Origin of the sequence: Bacillus sp. 205(2023), assembly GCF_037027485.1 — a bacterium.
Classification (GTDB): Bacteria; Bacillota; Bacilli; order Bacillales; family Bacillaceae; genus Bacillus; species Bacillus halotolerans.
Genome location: NZ_JAXCHF010000004.1, coordinates 1 through 12479, shown reverse-complemented (window position 1 = coordinate 12479; position 12479 = coordinate 1). Strand labels below are relative to the sequence as shown.

General features: G+C 46.5%; 11 protein-coding genes. 10 read left to right on the top strand and 1 reads right to left on the bottom strand.

Features of this window, described 5'->3' with window-relative positions; all coding sequences use genetic code 11:
• Positions 1 to 92 precede the first annotated feature (92 nt).
• The 4 genes from WA325_RS12125 (at position 93) to azoRB (ending at position 4525) form a co-directional block, all read left to right on the top strand.
• Positions 93 to 1040, top strand: a complete 948-nt coding sequence (locus WA325_RS12125) for an EamA family transporter (protein ID WP_202853430.1) — start codon at positions 93 to 95, stop codon at positions 1038 to 1040.
• 6 nt (positions 1041 to 1046) lie between these two features.
• The gene (locus tag WA325_RS12120; protein ID WP_105953900.1) at positions 1047 to 1703 is read left to right on the top strand and encodes a GntR family transcriptional regulator; all 657 of its coding nucleotides are present in this window, start codon (positions 1047 to 1049) and stop codon (positions 1701 to 1703) included.
• Positions 1704 to 1838: 135 nt separating this feature from the next.
• Positions 1839 to 3737, top strand: a complete 1899-nt coding sequence (locus tag WA325_RS12115; protein ID WP_336183686.1) for an FUSC family protein — start codon at positions 1839 to 1841, stop codon at positions 3735 to 3737.
• A 161-nt stretch (positions 3738 to 3898) separates the two neighbouring features.
• Entirely contained in the window at positions 3899 to 4525 is a 627-nt protein-coding gene (gene azoRB, locus WA325_RS12110) for an FMN-dependent NADH-azoreductase AzoRB (protein WP_024122847.1), read from the top strand.
• Positions 4526 to 4559: 34 nt separating this feature from the next.
• Here the strand turns inward: azoRB and WA325_RS12105 are convergent, their stop codons facing one another.
• The gene (locus tag WA325_RS12105) at positions 4560 to 5606 is read right to left on the bottom strand and encodes an oxidoreductase (RefSeq protein WP_248339484.1); all 1047 of its coding nucleotides are present in this window, start codon (positions 5604 to 5606) and stop codon (positions 4560 to 4562) included.
• A gap of 157 nt (positions 5607 to 5763) precedes the next feature.
• On the opposite strand from WA325_RS12105, the gene csoR reads away from it, so the two are divergent.
• The 6 genes from csoR to WA325_RS12075 all read left to right on the top strand — a co-directional run bounded on the left by csoR (position 5764) and on the right by WA325_RS12075 (position 12334).
• Positions 5764 to 6066 (top strand): copper-sensing transcriptional repressor CsoR, encoded by a 303-nt coding sequence (gene csoR, locus WA325_RS12100; protein WP_024122845.1) that lies wholly within the window; start codon positions 5764 to 5766, stop codon positions 6064 to 6066.
• 75 nt (positions 6067 to 6141) lie between these two features.
• The gene (gene copZ, locus WA325_RS12095; protein WP_044159112.1) at positions 6142 to 6351 is read left to right on the top strand and encodes a copper chaperone CopZ; all 210 of its coding nucleotides are present in this window, start codon (positions 6142 to 6144) and stop codon (positions 6349 to 6351) included.
• An 83-nt stretch (positions 6352 to 6434) separates the two neighbouring features.
• On the top strand, positions 6435 to 8846 hold the full coding sequence (gene copA / locus WA325_RS12090) for a copper-exporting P-type ATPase CopA (protein WP_336183685.1): 2412 nt from the start codon (positions 6435 to 6437) through the stop codon (positions 8844 to 8846).
• 168 nt (positions 8847 to 9014) lie between these two features.
• A complete protein-coding gene (locus WA325_RS12085) occupies positions 9015 to 11126 on the top strand; it encodes a heavy metal translocating P-type ATPase (RefSeq protein ID WP_105953896.1) in 2112 nt (703 codons plus the stop codon).
• Between the two features lie 118 nt (positions 11127 to 11244).
• Positions 11245 to 11913 carry a DsbA family protein gene (locus tag WA325_RS12080; protein ID WP_105991567.1) on the top strand — a complete coding sequence of 223 codons (669 nt, stop codon included), beginning with the start codon at positions 11245 to 11247 and terminating at the stop codon, positions 11911 to 11913.
• Between the two features lie 4 nt (positions 11914 to 11917).
• Positions 11918 to 12334 (top strand): disulfide oxidoreductase, encoded by a 417-nt coding sequence (locus WA325_RS12075; RefSeq protein WP_024122840.1) that lies wholly within the window; start codon positions 11918 to 11920, stop codon positions 12332 to 12334.
• Positions 12335 to 12479 lie beyond the last annotated feature (145 nt).

The following is a 12479-nucleotide window of genomic DNA, read 5'->3' as shown; positions in this document are numbered from 1 at the left end:
CTGTTTTTATTTTTTGAAAACACTTTGTTTTCTGAAAAGTAAAACGATATAATATGTAATATATTGCATATTACATGTCAGGAGGATATACGTTGGCGACTCAGAAACAACGGTTGTACGGCTTTTTAATGGTGATTGTCGGAGCTGCTTTTTGGGGATTATCGGGAACGGTTGCCCAGCATTTATTTGAAACGAGTGATGTATCGGTGGAGTGGCTTGTAACGGTGCGTTTGCTGTTATCAGGCCTGTTGGTGCTGATTATTGTGTCCGCCGGTAAAAACAGGAGGGCAGTTTGGGGCATATGGAAAGATAAAAAAGCGGCTGTCCAGCTGATTGTTTTCGGGATTGCCGGCATGCTGGGTGTTCAGTATACGTTTTTAGCTTCAATCGGAACCGGAAACGCAGCGGTAGCCACGCTGCTCCAATACTTAGCGCCTGTTCTGATTATGCTGTATTTGCTTCTGACCCGAAAGAATTCATTTCAGTTTTCCGATTTTTTGGGGCTATTATTGGCTTTAACAGGCACTTTTTTGCTGCTGACGAATGGAAACATCAGCAATTTAACAGTTTCTCCTATATCTGTTGTATGGGGTCTTCTTTCTGCTGGCGCGCTTGCCTTCTATACGTTGTATTCCAGTTCTCTTCTGAAAACATGGGGGTCGGCTCTCGTCATTGGCTGGGGGATGCTGATCGGGGGCGTCGGCATGAGCTTTATTCATCCGCCTTGGGCTGTACAGGCAGAAGGCTGGACGGTTTCTGGAATTGTATCGGTCGCTTTTATTGTTATTTTCGGAACGTTATTGGGATTCTGCATGTACCTAGAAAGTTTGAAATATTTATTCCCGCAAGAAGCGAGCATGCTGGGATGCACTGAGCCGGTTGCCGCAGTCGCGTCTTCAATTCTTTGGCTTGGCGTGTCCTTTGGGTTGTTTCAAGCAGCAGGAGCGGCATGCATTTTAGTCATGATTTTTGTCCTTTCACAGAAGAAAAGTGCCGGCAAAACGGCAGCATTAAAAAACCAAACCCATATTCAGAGGTGATGCTTTGTGCCGATACCGTCAAATACCCCGAAGCCGAAACGGCAGACTGCCAAAAAGCTTGCTTTTGAGCAAATTCAAAAATGGATCGTGGAAGGAGTGCTTGTGCCCGGAGAAAAATTGAATGACGATGCGTTGGCCAAAGCGCTTGGCGTCAGCAGAACACCGGTCAGAGAGGCTTTGCAATTATTAGAGATGCAGGGGTTTGTTGAAATGTCTCCGGGGAAAGAAACAAGAATTTCACAGATTGAAAAAAATGATGTCTTCAAAGTCTATCCGCCGATGGCGTCTCTCCAGTCCACCGCTGCCGAATTGGCAATTGAAAACATTCAATCGTTTCATATAGAACAGCTGACAGCCATCAATCACGAAATGAAAGCGGCAATTGACCGAAACGAAATCTATGAAGTGCTTGGCATTGATAAAGCGTTTCATGATGTGATAATTGAGGCGGCTGATAATGAATATATCCGTAATTTTACCTCTGTTCTTCACATGCATATTCTTCGGCTTGAGTACCTTTTTTTCAAGTCTCCGCAGAATTCTATTGAAGAACATAACCAAATCATTCAGGCATATAAGGAGAAGGACCGGAAAAAGGCGGCTGAGCTGACATACAGCAACTGGATCAAACCAATGCATGACATTGCGAAAAAACTTGTGTAATGAAGGCAGAGAAGATATGTCTCTGTCTTTTTTGATGAGAGCATATCCAATGAGAAGCTGGGTCTGTTTCTGGGCATACTATGGCGAATAAACGGGAAGAGACCAACATCATGTCGTAGAAGAGGGTTATGTAATATGAACAAGTCTTCTGATCAAAATCGAAGAACAGTGCCAAGTGTCGTCAAGGATGCCTTTCGCATTCATGCAACCCCTTTCCCATGGAAAAAGGCAATCGGTTCAGGCATCGCTTCAGGATTTCCTGTGTTTGTCGGCGCATTGTCGGGACACACGGATTTCGGTTTGACCGCTAGCATCGGCGGCTTTGTTTTTTTATATGCAGGCGGGGAATCGTATACGAAACGTATTCTGAAGCTGCTGTTAGTTTCAATGGGGATCGCCGCATCGTTTGGATTAGGGACGCTTTTGGCAGGTGCTTTTTGGAGCATGGCGGCTGTTCTGGGGCTTATCGGGGCAGCTGCAATGTTTATTTTTGGCGCGCTTGGGATACAAGGGCCAGCACCGATGTTTTTTGTCCTTGCCTTTTTGGTGAGCTCGGGTTTGCCGGCAGATCCTTCAGAAGCTCCGTTCAGAGCGGGACTGACATTTGCCGGCGGGCTTTTCGCCACAGGAATCGCCTTGATTGGCTGGATCAATAACAGGCATGGACCGGAAAATACAGTGCTGAAAAGAACATACCGCCAGCTTGCATCCTGCCTTTCCTATGTCGGAACTCCTGATTTTCATAACGCGCAGCATCAGACCGTGCTGATGCTGAGAACAGCCCGTCAAACGGTGCTCGGCAAAGGGAATAGATGGAGAAAATCGCCTCATGATGAACGTTTTATCCGCTTGCTGGAAAAAGCGGATGATCTCTTTATCTCGATCATTCATTTTTCTGCCGAAACACCAAACGCGGATACGGCGCAGATCGCAAAGGCACTTCGCCAAACTGCCGACATGCTGGGGCAATCTCGTGTTTCCGATGCGTTTCCTATTCAGGAGGATGAAGCGGAGCCAGCCCGGAAGCTGTATGAAGAAATCAACGAGGTGTTGAGTATCGCTTCAGGGCGGAATGATGATCCATCGGACGCGGAGCCAAGCCGTCTGCCATCCTCCTATTACTTTCTGAGAAATGCCTTTGACTGGGAGTCACCTGTTTTGATTCGGGCATTAAAGTATGGGATTGTGCTGTTTGCGGCGGCTTTGTTTGCCAATGCCTTCGGTTTTCACCGTTCTTACTGGATTCCGCTCTCGGCAGCGGCGGTGATGCTGGGTACGACTGTTGTCTTTACGCTGCAAAGAGCCATTCAGCGTTCGGCAGGAACCGTAATAGGCGTGATGCTGGCAGGGGCGATCCTGTTCTTTAAGCCATCCGGCGTGTATATCGCTTTATGTATCACAATGCTTCAATTTCTTCTTGAAATGCTGATTGTCCGCAATTATGCTTTGGCTGTTCCTTTTCTGACCGCAAACGCGCTTGTCATCACAGAAAGCATGCATGGCGGCTTGGGGGCTGGTTATTTTATAGCGGCGAGGCTGACCGATGTGGCTGTCGGCAGCATAATTGGCCTATTGGGAACGATGCTTTTGTGGAGACGTTTTTCAGCAAAACGTCTGCCTGAATACATGAGGGAAGTGATCAGGCTGGAAGGGCAGTTTATGGAGAAACTGTTAGCCGGACAGCAAATAGACGGACATCAGCTTAGAGTGGGCTTAGTCAGGCTTCGGGATGCATATGATAAAGCACTTGGAGATTTTCCAAAAGCGAAAGCGGATACGCTGTGGCCGGCGATCTCTGGAGTACAGCACTTAGGTTATTATTTGCTCTCGGCTCAAGCCCATCACCGCCCGCTCTCTCCGGTTTCTAAAGAAGAAATAAACCATTTGAGAGCGTTTTTTGAACAGGCTGAGCAATCAGTACTGATGAAAATGCCGCCCTCTGTTGTAGAAGTGCCGCGTTTTCCGTATTATCCGCGAATCAGCGGGGAGCTCTACACATTGTATACAGGTTTGCGAACAGCTTATGAGAAGTAAGCTGTTCGTAAGGGTTTTGAAAAAACCTTTAATTCGAGATGTTTTACTTGAAAGCAATTTTTATTGCATCTATAATAAGGTTTAAGAGATAAAGAATAATCATGACGCGTCTGAATGATAATAACGGATGTGTAATTTTAAAATTGAAAGGGCTGGTAAAAATGGCAAAAGTATTGTATATCACTGCTCACCCGCATGATGAAGCGACTTCTTACAGCATGGCAACCGGTAAAGCGTTCATCGAATCATACAAAGAAGCAAATCCAAACGATGAAGTTGTACATATCGACTTGTACAAAGAAAACATTCCTCACATTGATGCTGATGTATTCAGCGGCTGGGGCAAGCTCCAGTCCGGCGATGCACTTTCTGAAAACGAAAAAGCGAAAGTGGGCCGTTTAGGAGAGCTTAGCGATCAATTTGCATCTGCTGATAAATATGTGTTCGTCACGCCATTATGGAACTTCTCATTCCCGCCGGTGATGAAAGCGTACCTTGATTCAGTTGCAGTAGCAGGAAAATCTTTTAAATATACTGAACAAGGTCCTATCGGCTTGTTAACTGATAAAAAAGCGATTCACATTCAAGCGCGCGGCGGCTATTATTCAGAAGGCCCTGCGGCTGAAATGGAAATGGGCCACCGTTACATTGGCATCATGATGAACTTCTTCGGCGTCCCATCCTTCGATGGCATTTTCGTAGAGGGTCATAATGCAGAGCCTGACAAAGCACAGCAAATCAAAGAAGATGCGATTGCCCGCGCAAAAGAAGCAGGAAAAACATTCTAATGAAAAAGCCTCCCCGTATAAAGGGAGGCTTTATTTATTGTTCTAACGAAATGGTCCGTTTCTCTTCACTGCTTTTCACAGCCGCTTCAATGATCCTGATGACATCAATTCCCTCTTCAGCTGTGACAGGCAGCGGCACGCCTTCGCGTATGCTGTCCGCTATTTTGCGGTAATAGGTAAGGTAAGAGCCGTTAACTGATGGAATGGTTTCTGTTTTTTTGTTCTCGCCATGAACAGTTGTCAGCTGACCGTAAGACTCGGGATCATCCGCACCCCAGCTGTCATCCTCCGGTTTTTTCCCGGCTCTGAGGGCATCCTCCTGTCCGTCGATCCCGTATTTGATAAAGCTTGATTGCTGTCCGTGAATTTGATAACGCGGCCCGTTTGCCGGGACGATTGATCCGGCGTATAGAATGGCTTGGAGCTTGCCGTAATCCATTGTCAGATGAAAATAATCAACGGTTTCAGCATGTTCTCTTTGAGCCATGACTTTTGCGGTTACAGCTTTAGGCATTCCGAATAAATGCAGTGCCTGGTCTATGATATGAGAGCCGAGATCATACAGCGTACCGGTGGCAGCCCCTTCTTTTTCCCGCCATTTTGCTTGAACCTCAGGTTTGTATCGGTCATAGGAGACCTGATATGTATTGATATCTTCTAGAGACCCGTCATCAATGAGTTTCTTAATTGTTAAAAAGTCATTATCCCATCGCCTGTTATGGTATACGCTTAACAAGACGCCTCGTTCGTCGGCCGCTTTTTTTAATTTCTCCCCTTCTTCAGCAGTGGCTGTCATCGGTTTTTCAATGACGACATGTTTGCCCGCCTGAATGCATGCCAATGCGTGCTCGTAGTGGAGGCCGCTCGGAGTAGTGACGATGACAAGTTCAATTGCCGGATCATTTGTCATCTCCTCAAGCTCATGCACTACTTCGGCATCAGGGAAATCACGCTTCACCTCTTCCGTTCGCGATGTCATCACCTTGCTGATATGATACTCATCCAGAACGGCAAGCAGCGGCGCGTGAAAGACCGAGCCTGACAGTCCGTACCCTAATATCCCTACCTGTATCGTATTCACTTTTCTTCTCCCCTTTTAAAAGTGCATTGATAAAGGTATATACCCTTATCTTCAAATGGTAAAACCTGCATAGTGAATTTTTTTGCCGCCGCAAGCTTAGACAACGGTTTGGACAATCAGTATAATGGGAATTAATATATGAAACAGAGGTGTGCGCATGGAGAAGCATAATGAACATAAAGCATTAAACCATAAAAGCTCGAAAGAAAAGGATCAAATTACAAACCGATTGAAACGGATAGAAGGCCAGGTCAGAGGCATTCAAAATATGGTGGAAAACGATCGATATTGTGTTGACATTCTTGTGCAGATTTCAGCTGTTCAGGCGGCAATGCAAAAAGTGGCTCTCCACTTGCTTGAAGATCACGCCCATCATTGCGTAGCAGACGCCATCAAAAGCGGAGACGGGGACCAAGCCATTTCTGAGCTATTAGACGTATTTAAAAAATTAGCGAAATAATGATGTTTTATTATTGTAATACCCTACGGGGGTATGGTAGGATGAAAACAGATCGAATAAACAGGAGGAATTCATATGGAACAAAAAACATTGCAAGTTGAAGGCATGTCTTGTCAGCACTGCGTCAAAGCAGTTGAAACGAGTGTGGGAGAACTGGACGGGGTTAGTGCTGTTCATGTCAATCTTGAAGCGGGGAAAGTTGATGTCACGTTTGATGCCGGCAAAGTGTCAGTCAAAGACATTACGGATGCGATAGAAGACCAAGGCTATGATGTAGCCAACTGATTCACGGTATCGCGCCTTCATCAAGGCGCGATATTTCTTTCATTTTTATATACCCCCCGGGTGTATATAAAGGAGTGAGTGTATTGAGTGAGCAAAAGGAAATTGCAATGCAAGTATCTGGTATGACTTGTGCGGCGTGTGCCGCCAGAATTGAAAAAGGCCTGAAGCGGATGCCTGGTGTCACGGATGCCAATGTGAATCTGGCGACGGAAACGTCAAATGTCACCTATGACCCTGCTGAAACAGGAACAGAAGCAATCCAAGAAAAAATAGAAAAACTGGGTTATCACGTCGTAACGGAAAAAGCTGAGTTTGATATCGAGGGTATGACCTGTGCGGCATGCGCCAATCGGATTGAAAAGCGACTTAGCAAATTAGAAGGCGTTACAAATGCTCCGGTGAACTTTGCTTTAGAAACTGTAACAGTTGAATACAACCCAAAAGAAGCGGCTGTCAGCGATTTTAAAGAAGTCGTTGATAAGCTCGGATATCAACTTAAACTGAAAGGCGATGAGGATAGCGAAGCCGCTGCTTCCAAAAAGAAAGAAGAACGGCAGCAAACAGCGAGACTGATCTTTTCAGCTATTCTGTCATTTCCTTTGCTGTGGGCGATGGTGAGCCATTTTACATTTACTTCGTTCATTTGGGTGCCGGATTTATTCCTCAATCCGTGGATGCAATTTGCCCTTGCGACCCCGGTGCAGTTTTTGATCGGCTGGCCGTTTTACGTCGGCGCATATAAGGCGCTCAGAAATAAAAGCGCCAATATGGATGTATTGGTTGCACTCGGAACAACGGCTGCTTATGCTTACAGTCTTTATCTTACGATTCGAAGCCTCGGTTCCCATGGGCATACTGACGGCCTTTACTATGAAACAAGCGCGATATTGCTGACGCTCATTTTGTTAGGAAAGCTGTTTGAAACGAAGGCGAAAGGGCGCTCATCAGATGCCATTAAAAAGCTCATGAAGCTGCAAGCCAAAACAGCGGCGGTCGTAAGAGACGGACGGGAGCAAATCATCCCGATAGATGAAGTGGCTGTTGGTGATATTGTTCATGTCAAACCAGGCGAACGAATTCCTGTCGATGGAGAGGTGCTGGAAGGCCGCTCGGCTGTAGATGAATCCATGATTACAGGAGAAAGTCTTCCTGTTGACAAATCTCCCGGTGACAGCGTGACAGGAGCGACTGTGAACTCAAACGGTTTCCTGAAAATCAAGGCTGTTAACGTCGGGAAAGAAACAGCGCTTTCTCATATCATCAAAATTGTGGAGGAAGCACAAGGATCAAAAGCGCCGATTCAGCGTCTCGCCGACCAGATCTCCGGCATTTTTGTGCCGATTGTATTGGGGATCGCCGTCCTTACGTTCCTTATTTGGTATCTTTGGGCGTCTCCAGGTGATTTTGCTGAAGCGATCAGCAAGTTTATTGCGGTTCTCGTCATCGCCTGTCCATGTGCACTGGGTCTTGCCACCCCGACAAGCATTATGGCAGGATCCGGACGGGCGGCTGAATTCGGCATTCTTTTTAAAGGCGGAGAGCATTTAGAAAAAACACATCGCCTTGATACCATTGTTCTCGATAAAACCGGAACAGTGACAAACGGAAAGCCGAAGCTGACCGATGCCATTCCGGCTGATGGCTTTGAAGAAACAGAGCTGCTCCGGTTCGCAGCAGCAGCTGAGACGGGCTCGGAACACCCGCTCGGCGAAGCGATCGTTGCCGGTGTGAAAGATAAAGGGCTGGAGATACCGAAGCTGACCCATTTTGAAGCGAAAGTAGGCGCTGGTATTTCAGCCGAAGCCGGAGGCAAAACGATTCTCGTCGGCACAAGACGGTTAATGGAGAGCGAACGGATTGAGCATGAGGCTTTTCTTCCTCGGATGGAGGAGCTTGAAGGAGAAGGGAAAACGGTGATGCTCGTGTCCATTGATGGAGCAGCAGCGGGACTTGTAGCGGTTGCCGACACGATAAAAGACACGTCGCGGGAGGCAGTCACCCGTCTGAAAGAGATGGGTCTGGATGTCATCATGATGACCGGGGACAATCGCAGAACGGCAGAAGCGATAGCAAAGGAAGCTGGAATTGACAGCGTCATTGCTGAGGTCCTTCCTGAGCAAAAGGCAGCGGAAATCTCCCGCCTGCAAAAAGAAGGACGCCAGACGGCAATGGTCGGTGATGGAATCAACGATGCACCCGCGCTTGCCACAGCGGATATCGGCATGGCAATTGGAACAGGCACCGACATCGCGATGGAAACAGCGGACATAACGCTCATTCGCGGCGATCTGAACAGTATTGCGGACGCCATCCGTATGAGCAGACTTACCATGAAAAACATTAAACAAAACTTATTCTGGGCGCTTGGCTATAACAGTCTCGGCATTCCAGTCGCGGCCCTTGGATTTTTAGCGCCATGGATAGCGGGAGCGGCAATGGCTTTTAGCTCTGTATCTGTTGTTCTGAATGCGCTGCGTCTGCAAAAAGCAAAATAAAAACCGGTGATTTGCCGGTTTTTATTTTTCATTGACACTTTCTTGGAAAACACCATATAATAGATGTAACTATTATATGAGTATATGCTCATATATGTAATTTTGATACTCACACTCATTCATATGCTTTGATGAGGGAACCCTAAATCGGAAGGTAAGGTGAGACAAATGAAACAAGTGACGCGGGAATATGTTCTGGACGGTTTGGATTGCAGCAACTGCGCACAAAAAATCGAAAATGGCGTCAAAGGCATCAAAGGCGTTGACGGATGTGCGGTTAACTTTGCAGCAAGCACACTGACTGTCTCAGCCGATGGCAAAGAAGAACAATGGGTCACCAATAAGGTCGAGAAAAAAGTAAAATCAATTGATCCTCATGTAACAGTTCGTCCGAAACATAAAAAGAAATCAGCAGATGACGGTTATCGAAAAAGAATGATCAATATGCTGATCAGAATGGCAGCAGCGGTCCTTCTCGGAGCGGCGGCATATTTGATTCATGCCGGCCCAATACTGGAATTTTTACTATTTTTCGCCGCCTACTTGATAATCGGAGGAGACATTGTCGTTCGAGCGGTCAAAAATATCAGCCGCGGACAAGTGTTTGATGAACATTTTTTAATGGCTCTTGCTACAATCGGCGCTTTTTTGATTCAGCAATACCCGGAAGGCGTTGCTGTGATGCTGTTTTATCAAATCGGCGAGCTGTTTCAAGGAGCCGCAGTCAGCCGTTCTAGAAAATCGATCAGTGCATTAATGGATATCAGGCCGGATTACGCCAATATAAAAATAGGAGACGGCATCAAGACCGTTTCTCCGGAGGACGTGCAGACAGGAGATATCATTGTCGTCAACCCGGGAGAAAGCATACCGCTGGACGGAAAGGTTGTGCAGGGATCGGCGTTGGTTGATACATCAGCGCTGACAGGAGAATCTGTACCAAGAAAAGCGGCAGAAGGACAAGAAGTCATGTCCGGCTTTATCAATCAAAACGGCGTTCTGCATATCGAAGTAACAAAAGGCTATCAGGATTCCGCAGTATCCAAAATATTAGATTTGGTTCAAAATGCGAGCAGCCGCAAAGCGCGGACCGAAAACTTTATCACGAAGTTTGCCAAGTATTATACACCGGCTGTTGTCATCATCGCCGCCCTGCTGGCATTTGTCCCGCCGCTGTTTATTCCTGGCGCTTTACTTTCTGATTGGGTGTACCGCGCGCTTATTTTCTTAGTCATTTCATGCCCATGCGCCCTTGTTGTCTCCATTCCGCTCGGTTTCTTCGGCGGAATCGGCGCAGCTTCGAAGGCCGGGGTGCTTGTGAAAGGAAGCAATTACTTAGAAGCCTTACATCAAGTCAAATACGCTGTGTTTGATAAAACAGGCACACTGACAAAAGGCAGCTTTGAAGTGACAGAGATCAAACCTGCGGAAGGTTTTTCAAAGGAGACTTTACTCGAAGCCGCGGCATACGCTGAGCTCCACTCTCAGCACCCGATTGCAGAATCTGTGCGGAAAGCCTATGGAAAGCCGCTTTCCCCGGACACAATCGAGTCATATGAGGAAATATCGGGGCACGGTATTTTTGCAAAGGTGAACGGAAAAGAAATCCTTGCGGGGAACAAGAAGCTGATGGAAAGAGAGCAGATTGAGAGCGTCCCGGATGAAAACGCCGGTACAATTGTTCACGTGGCTATTGATCAGCGCTATGCCGGGGCGATCATCATAGCAGATGAAGTAAAGGAAGACGCAAAACAAGCGATTGCAGATTTGAAATCGCTCGGTATCAAACAGACAGTCATGCTGACGGGCGATTCAAAACAGACAGGGGAAACAGTCGGAAAACAGCTCGGCCTCGACGAGGTTTATGCGGAGCTGCTGCCGGAGGATAAAGTGGAGCGGGTAGAAGCATTGGAATCGAAGCTGCTCCCGAATGAAAAACTCATTTTTGTCGGAGACGGAATTAATGACACTCCGGTGCTTGCACGAGCGGACATTGGAGCGGCGATGGGCGGACTCGGATCAGATGCAGCTGTAGAAGCCGCTGATGTTGTGCTGATGACAGATCAGCCGTCAAAAATAGCGGAAGCGATTCGGATTGCAAAACGGACTCGGCGAATCGTGTGGCAAAACATCGGATTTGCTTTAGGTGTTAAGGCCATTTTCCTCTTACTCGGAGCGTTTGGATTTGCGACCATGTGGGAGGCGGTTTTCTCAGATGTCGGTGTTACGCTTCTCGCTGTTGCAAACGCTATGCGCGTGATGCGCCTCAAAATGAGATAATTGTCGGAGAGAATTCACTATTTCGGGCTTTTCTTATAGACGGTTGTCTTGTTAAAATAAAGAAGTGGGTCAATTGAGATCCGCTTCTTTTTTAATTTTAAAACGATGAGGTGTCGGAGTGAAAAAGAAACAGCAGTCTTCTGCGAAATTCGCGGTCATCCTTACGGTTGTCGTTGTTGTCTTGTTAGCAGCAATTGTAATCATTAATAACAAAACGGAGCAAGGCAACGAAGCAGTGTCAGGACAGCCGTCTATCAAAGGCCAGCCTGTGCTTGGCAAAGATGATGCACCGGTAACGGTAGTGGAATTCGGAGATTATAAATGTCCGTCTTGCAAGATGTTTAACAGCGACATCTTCCCCAAAATCCAAAAAGACTTTATTGACAAGGGCGATGTGAAATTTTCTTTCGTGAACGTCATGTTCCATGGAAAAGGCTCAACGTTAGCGGCTCTTGCCTCAGAGGAAGTATGGAAAGAAGATCCTGATTCTTTCTGGGCATTTCACGAAAAGCTGTTTGACAAGCAGCCGGACACAGAACAGGAATGGGTAACGCCGGCGGTTCTCGGTGATATCGCAAAAAGCACGACAAAGGTAAATCCTGATACGCTGAAGGACAATCTTGATAAGGAAACATTTGCTTCTGCAGTGGAAAAGGATTCGGACCTTAATCATAAAATGAACATAAAAGCAACGCCTACGATTTATGTTAATGATAAAGTGATCAGTAATTTTTCGAATTATGAAGAAATTAAAGAAACGATAGAAAAAGAGCTGAAAGGGAAGTAAGCGAATGAAAAATAGAATTGTTTTTTTATATGCTTCCTGGGTTGTTGCTCTTATCGCCATGCTGGGCAGCCTGTATTTCAGTGAAATCAGAAAGTTCATCCCGTGTGAACTGTGCTGGTACCAGCGTATTCTCATGTATCCGCTCGTTCTGATTTTAGGAATCGCCACCTTTCAGGGTGACACACGCGTGAAAAAGTATGTGCTGCCGATGGCGATTATCGGCGCATTTATATCGATTATGCATTATCTGGAGCAAAAAGTGCCGGGCTTTAGCGGCATCAAGCCATGTGTAAGCGGTGTGCCTTGCTCAGGCCAATATATTAACTGGTTCGGTTTTGTGACCATTCCGTTTCTGGCCTTGATTGCTTTTATTCTGATCATCATTTTTATGTGCCTCCTCAAAGGCGAAAAATCTGAATAAGAAAAAAGCGCCCGCGAATGGGGACTGACCCCATAAGATGAGACAAATAAAAAACACCTTCAAGTTTGAAAACGGATGATTGTTAGCCGAAATTAGACTTGGAGGTGTTTTTTCTATGGGGACAAGAGTGAGTTATCCGGTTGAA

Excerpts from the sequence above, each read along its gene's own strand:
- WA325_RS12115 (WP_336183686.1), top strand. The coding sequence starts at position 1,839 with ATGAACAAGTCTTCTGATCAAAATCGAAGAACAGTGCCAAGTGTCGTC.
- copZ (WP_044159112.1), top strand. The coding sequence starts at position 6,142 with ATGGAACAAAAAACATTGCAAGTTGAAGGCATGTCTTGTCAGCACTGC.
- WA325_RS12075 (WP_024122840.1), top strand. The coding sequence starts at position 11,918 with ATGAAAAATAGAATTGTTTTTTTATATGCTTCCTGGGTTGTTGCTCTT.
- azoRB (WP_024122847.1), top strand. The coding sequence starts at position 3,899 with ATGGCAAAAGTATTGTATATCACTGCTCACCCGCATGATGAAGCGACT.
- csoR (WP_024122845.1), top strand. The coding sequence starts at position 5,764 with ATGGAGAAGCATAATGAACATAAAGCATTAAACCATAAAAGCTCGAAA.
- WA325_RS12085 (WP_105953896.1), top strand. The coding sequence starts at position 9,015 with ATGAAACAAGTGACGCGGGAATATGTTCTGGACGGTTTGGATTGCAGC.